Source organism: Brunnivagina elsteri CCALA 953 (genome assembly GCF_002289455.1).
Taxonomy (GTDB): Bacteria; Cyanobacteriota; Cyanobacteriia; order Cyanobacteriales; family Nostocaceae; genus Brunnivagina; species Brunnivagina elsteri.
Window position 1 is genome coordinate 1 of record NZ_NTFS01000390.1, and the last position, 6,122, is coordinate 6,122.

Annotated in this window: 5 protein-coding genes; all 5 read left to right on the plus strand. The window is 41.0% G+C overall.

Translation table 11 applies throughout. The features are described from left to right. Positions 1 to 38: 38 nt before the first annotated feature. Positions 39 to 1,253: an iron-containing alcohol dehydrogenase family protein gene (locus tag CK510_RS24615; protein ID WP_095724184.1), complete on the plus strand. Its 1,215-nt coding sequence runs from the start codon at positions 39 to 41 to the stop codon at positions 1,251 to 1,253. Beyond that, positions 1,250 to 2,449 carry an aspartate aminotransferase gene (locus CK510_RS24620; RefSeq protein ID WP_095724185.1) on the plus strand — a complete coding sequence of 400 codons (1,200 nt, stop codon included), beginning with the start codon at positions 1,250 to 1,252 and terminating at the stop codon, positions 2,447 to 2,449. The genes CK510_RS24615 and CK510_RS24620 overlap by 4 nt, the downstream gene beginning before the upstream one ends. Positions 2,450 to 2,928: 479 nt before the next feature. After that, complete coding sequence (locus tag CK510_RS24625; protein ID WP_095724186.1) at positions 2,929 to 4,338, plus strand: hypothetical protein; 1,410 nt, start codon at positions 2,929 to 2,931, stop codon at positions 4,336 to 4,338. Between the two features lie 84 nt (positions 4,339 to 4,422). Beyond that, positions 4,423 to 4,749 carry an ArsR/SmtB family transcription factor gene (locus CK510_RS24630; RefSeq protein ID WP_095724187.1) on the plus strand — a complete coding sequence of 109 codons (327 nt, stop codon included), beginning with the start codon at positions 4,423 to 4,425 and terminating at the stop codon, positions 4,747 to 4,749. A 167-nt stretch (positions 4,750 to 4,916) separates the two neighbouring features. Further along, a complete protein-coding gene (locus CK510_RS24635; RefSeq protein ID WP_095724188.1) occupies positions 4,917 to 5,993 on the plus strand; it encodes a PstS family phosphate ABC transporter substrate-binding protein in 1,077 nt (358 codons plus the stop codon). The last annotated feature ends 129 nt before the right edge of the window (positions 5,994 to 6,122 follow it).

A 6,122-nucleotide genomic window follows, 5' to 3' on the forward strand; every position in this document is an offset into this window, starting at 1 on the left:
AGATTATACATAAATGTTACTGTTAGTTAATTAGTTATATGCCTAACGAATTTTTAACGAAAAAGTTGTCTACTCAAACTTCTAGTTCCATATCTTTTCTGTCAGTTGCGCCTGGGAAGGTTATTCGCGGTTCTCAGGTTGTTGCTGCTGCTGTCGAGGATATTGTCCGTCTGGGAAAGCGTCCTCTGGTAATTGCTGGTAAACATACGCTTGCTGTTGTCGAGAAACAATTGCAGCCGATGTTCAACGCTGAATCATTGAATATTCATCAAGCTTACTACAGTCCAGATTGCTGCGAAACGAGTTTGCAAGCACTCCGCAAAGCTGCCAAGGAACATCAAGCCGATGTCATTATTGGTGTTGGTGGTGGTAAAGCTTTGGATACAGCAAAATTAATTGCCCATCAATTAGATTTGCCTGTGGTGACGGTTCCGACTTCCGGCGCAACTTGTGCGGCTTGGACGGCGTTATCAAATGTGTATGCTGATGACGGAGCATTCCTTTACGATGTCGGGTTATCTCGTTGCCCCGATTTGCTAATTTTGGATTACGACTTGGTACAAACCGCACCAAAACGGACTTTAGTTGCCGGAATTGGAGATGCGATCGCAAAGTGGTATGAAGCATCTGTGAGTAGCGGGCATTCGGAACAAACAATTGTGATTGCCGCAGTTCAACAAGCACGGGTATTGCGGGATATTTTGTTTCAAAAGTCGGTAGCTGCATTACAAGAACCCGGTGGTGAAGCTTGGCAGCAGGTTGTCGATGCTACAGTGTTACTCGCTGGTGTCATTGGTGGACTTGGTGGTGCCCAATGTCGGACTGTTGCGGCACATGCAGTTCATAATGGGTTAACGCACATTTGCGGAAAGGATGAATTAAAGACTGGATTAAAGAAAAGCATCCACGGTGAAAAAGTCGCTTTCGGAATTTTGGTACAGCTACGGTTAGAGGAAATGGTACAAGGGAACCAACTCGCAACCACAGCCAGACAGCAATTATTGAAATTTTATACCGAAATTGGCTTGCCCCGGAGCTTGGATGACTTGGGTTTGGGTGATGTGACTATCAAGCAGTTACAAAAAGCCGCAGAAATTGCCCTCGATCCAAAATCGGATATTCATAGATTACCCTTTAAGGTTTCCCTGGAGCAATTAATGGCAGCGATGGTTTCGACTACTGCACCAATGGATACAAAAGATACGATGAATAGCTTTTCTGTTGGGGGTTTGGGTGATGAGGTGGAAGAATGAGCTTAAATTGGATTAACCCAGCAGAACGAATCAAGAAATTACCCGCTTACCCATTTGCCAGGTTAGACGAACTCAAGGCAAAGGCAAGGGAACAAGGGTTAGATTTGATTGATTTAGGGATGGGAAACCCCGATGGGGCAACACCTCAACCCGTAATTGATGCGGCTGTGAAGGCTTTGCAGAACCCCGCAAATCATGGATATCCGCCCTTTGAAGGTACTACTAGTTTTCGCCATGCCATCACCAGTTGGTATCATCGACGCTATGGAGTCAATCTCGATCCCGATAGCGAGGCTTTGCCGTTATTGGGTTCTAAGGAAGGTTTGGCACATTTAGCGTTAGCTTATATTAACCCTGGGGATGTGGTGTTAGTACCTTCCCCATCCTATCCTGTACATTTTCGTGGTCCATTGATTGCTGGGGGAGATGTTTACAATTTGCATCTCAAGGCAGAAAATAACTGGTTGATTGATTTGGCAGCAATTCCCGACGAGGTAGCGCGAAAAGCCAAAATTCTCTACTTTAATTATCCCAGTAACCCGACTGCTGCGATCGCACCCCGCGAATTTTTCGAGGAAATTGTTGCTTTTGCCCGCAGGTATGAAATTTTACTCGTTCATGACTTGTGTTATGCGGAATTGGCATTTGATGGCTATCAACCGACGAGTTTGTTAGAAATTCCTGGTGCTAAAGATATTGGTGTGGAGTTTCATACCATGTCTAAAACCTATAATATGGCAGGTTGGCGGGTTGGATTTGTGGTGGGGAATCGCCAAGTTATTCAGGGTTTACGAACTTTAAAGACGAATTTGGATTATGGAATTTTTTCGGCTTTACAAGTGGCTGCGGAAACTGCGTTGCAATTACCAGACAGCTATTTGATTGATGTACAAAAACGTTACCAAAGCCGCCGTGATTTCCTCATCGAAGGATTGTCGCAATTAGGTTGGAATGTGCCGAAAACCCAGGCAACAATGTATTTGTGGGTTCCCTGTCCACCAGGAATGGGTTCTACCGATTTCGCCTTGGATGTATTGCAGAAAACAGGTGTTGTCCTCACACCGGGTAATGCCTTTGGTGTTGGTGGTGAAGGATACGTGCGCGTGAGTTTGGTTGCAGATTGCGATCGCTTGGGTGAAGTATTACGTCGTCTCAAGCAAGCTGGTATTCGCTATAAATCCGAAGCCTTTGCATAACATAAAATTGGCTACATATCCACTAATCAAGCCTTGACTTTGCTCCAATGTCGAGGTTTTCTTGTCTTTAAGTAAAAACACTGATGTAAAGTTTCCATAATTTACCGGATAACAATGAGTAGAATTCTCGTTTATACATGAGAAAGTGCTTTTAAAATTAAGCTTTTAGCAAAATCAGGCTGTATTTTTATAATTTATACTCAAAACGGCTTGGAGTTTAGCTTTTAAACGCGGAGTTACGCAGAGTGAAACGCAAAGTTACGCAGAGAATATTTGCATTTTTGTGTTCATGGTAAAAGTTAAATTATTAGCCGTTTAAAGTATAACAAGAAAGGATTCAGGGGTCAGAAGTCAGAATTAAGTCAAAATTATAAATGGTTTAATTCCCCCAGTAATTGATTCTGAATTCTCAATGCTGAATTTTCTACTCTTCTTTAATTCTTTAGTTTTGATTAAATTTTTAATTATGAGGATTTCTAATGGATAGCGCACAAGCGTATGAAAAATGCTTAAAGCGACTGATCTGGGCAAGCAAAAGTCTCAAATTAGAAATTCAGCCGCATCAACTAGCAGAGATAGCTGACTTGATTGTGCAGCCAATGACGGGTCCTTGGCGATATTTTCACACTCCGCAACATATTTTTGATGTTGGTGGAACTAAAGAGCCAATTGAGGTTTTAGCTGCGTTATTTCACGATTTAGTTTATCTGCAAGCCGATTTAAGTATAAATTTTAACCTGAGTTATTTTATCTCCCCCTTTATCAAAGAAATTGATGGACGTTTGACGATTCGTCAGCAAGGGCATTTACCCCCAGATAAAATATTTGCAATGGTAGCTGCCATATTTGGTTTTGTACCCGGACAAATACTCAATCCTTATGTTGGACAAAACGAATTTTTGAGTGCTTTGGTTGCAGCAAAAGTATTAGAACCATTTGTATTGCCGCAGCAAATGTTACAGATTATCGCTTGTATTGAAGCGACGATTCCCTTTCGTCCCAAAACCGAAGATGGATTGACTACGTGCGATCGCCTTTACAAAAGGTTACACAATACCAATATTGAGTTTAATTTGGGTTTGAATGATGGGGAAATTATTGAAACTGTGAAAGCTAGTGTCAGGATGGCAAATCGCGATGTCAGTAGTTTTGCCCATCCCCAAGCGGCACAATTTTTGGCTAACACTTGGAATTTATTGCCGGAAACCAACCATAAGCTGAGTACAATGGGTGCTTATACTGTTGGAGATTATCGAACTGCCATTCAAGCTATAGAGGCTTTTATGAGTTCGTTGGAACCGAATTTGATTTTTCATCAATTTCGTGGTGAACCCGATAATTCGAGTTACGAGTTACTGTACCACCGTGCTAGTCGTAACCTGGAAATTGCCCAATTATATTTAAAATGCAAGTTGGTGACAATTGCCCTGATCGAAGCATTGTCATTAACTATTGGTGTGGATATTCCCCTCACAATCATGATGGGGGAAATTCCCTTGCCAGGTTTTACATTTATGCCTCTCGAATATTTCTTACCGGAAGTTAGTAATCCCTATTCACCTAAAACCAATATTGAGAAAGAAGTATTCGATTTATTGACAATCGGACGGGCAAAAAGTATCCACAGCGACTTACAACACTCACCTGTCGCGACATTTATTGTCAAATCCATTGGCTTTGAGGCAATGACTCAGCAGTGCGATCGCGCCAAGCAGTTTTTTCAAGATAAAATCTCTACGGAGGATTTTCTCGACAGTTTTAACCCAACTCTACTCGAAAATATTATTGGTGCTTTATTAGAGTTGTTTGAAAGTCGCAAAACCGCAATCAGCCATTGTTACGGTATTACTCTCCTTAAAAGTACCAATTTTCAAGTAAAATTATCCTAGTTATTTGCAGAAAATTGGCTCCATAATCGAGATAGAAACATAGTTGCAAAATATATTGCAATACCCAAAATAAGACCCAAAATCATGCAAACTCCTGTTGTCGCAGTTCCCAAAAATATCGCGTCTGGTTTCCACGCATTATCTGACCCTTTACGAATCAGCGTTTTGGAACTTTTGCGTCAGCAAGAACAATGCGTTTGCGATTTATGCTCGGTATTAAATGTCACCCAATCAAAACTCTCTTTCCACCTGAAAACCCTCAAAGAAGCAGGTTTAGTTAATTCCCGTCAGGAAGGACGTTGGATTTACTACAGCCTAAATATTCCTCAATTTGCTGTTTTAGAAGCATATCTCGCTGAATTTCGACACATCAGCCAGATATTGCCAGCCGCTTCTTGCTCAGAAGATTAACAATAGACAAACATAAATAGCTAAAGTATCCAAGGATACAAACTCACACAATCCATCAATTTTTTTTGATTAATTTTTGTATATTGTAGTCTTATTGGCATTGACATATCAAGTTTTTTTGAAATGATAGATGTATACTTTCAACATCTGTTAGATAGGTGAAGTCAATGAGTGCAACGACAGCAAGGTTTGCTCTAGCGTTAGGGATTTTGGCTTTGACAGTTGGTTGCTCTACCACATCAAACCAATCTTCCACCGAAACATCAGTATCTACAACCCAACAACCCGCAACGGTGACAGAAGTCAAAAGTACTGACAGTGCCGCAATTGTTAATGTAGATGGTTCGAGTACAGTTTTTCCAATTACAGATGCGATCGCAAAGGAATTTCAAGCTAAATCAAACCAGAAAGTACAGGTATCAGTAAAATTTTCCGGTACTAGCGGTGGATTTAAAAAATTCTGTGATGGTGAGACTGACATCAGCAATGCTTCCCGTCCAATTAACAAAGCAGAAATGGAAGTATGCAAGAAAAATCAGATTAGATATGTCGAACTGCCGATTGCATTTGATGCTTTAACTGTTGTGGTTAACCCGCAAAACGATTGGGCAAAGGATATTACGGTTGCCGAACTAAAGAAAATTTGGGAACCAGCAGCAGAAGGTAAAATTACCAATTGGAATCAAGTACGTTCTAGCTACCCAAACCGTCCATTAACTTTATATGGTGCAGGTAAAGAATCGGGTACATTTGACTACTTTACTGAAGCAACTGTTGGTAAAGCAAAATCTAGCCGTAATGATTATAAAGGCAGCGAAGACGACGAAGAATTAGTCAAAGGTGTCAGTAATGACCCTGGTGCATTAGGTTATTTTGGTTATGCTTATTACCAGGAAAATAAATCTAAATTAAAAGCTTTGGCGATTGATAGTGGTAAAGGTGCTATTTTACCATCGCCCGAAACTGTTGAAAAAGCCAAATATCAACCATTATCCCGACCATTATTTGTCTACGTTAATCCTTGGTCTGCCAAACATAAAGGTGCAGTTTACCAATTCGCGAATTTTTACTTGCAAAAAGCTCCAAAAGCAGCAAGTTCGATTGGTTACGTACCATTACCAGATGAAGCTTACCAAATTGATACTGTTCATTTGAATCAAGGCAAAGTCGGCACTGTGTTTGATGGTGAGGCTCGATTTGACTTGACAATTAGCGAGTTGTTACGAAAGCAAAAGCAGTTTTAGAAGCAGTACAGATAGGGTGCGTTAGCTGTTATCGTAACGCACCATTGTTAGTGGGTGTTTATAAATTAGGCAAAAAGTCTAGTTTGTCATGCTGAACGGAGCGATAGCGCAGTGAAGCATCTCTAGACT

Coding starts and splice junctions, on each gene's coding strand:
- CK510_RS24630 (WP_095724187.1), top strand. CDS start 4,423: ATGCAAACTCCTGTTGTCGCAGTTCCCAAAAATATCGCGTCTGGTTTC.
- CK510_RS24625 (WP_095724186.1), top strand. CDS start 2,929: ATGGATAGCGCACAAGCGTATGAAAAATGCTTAAAGCGACTGATCTGG.
- CK510_RS24615 (WP_095724184.1), top strand. CDS start 39: ATGCCTAACGAATTTTTAACGAAAAAGTTGTCTACTCAAACTTCTAGT.
- CK510_RS24635 (WP_095724188.1), top strand. CDS start 4,917: ATGAGTGCAACGACAGCAAGGTTTGCTCTAGCGTTAGGGATTTTGGCT.
- CK510_RS24620 (WP_095724185.1), top strand. CDS start 1,250: ATGAGCTTAAATTGGATTAACCCAGCAGAACGAATCAAGAAATTACCC.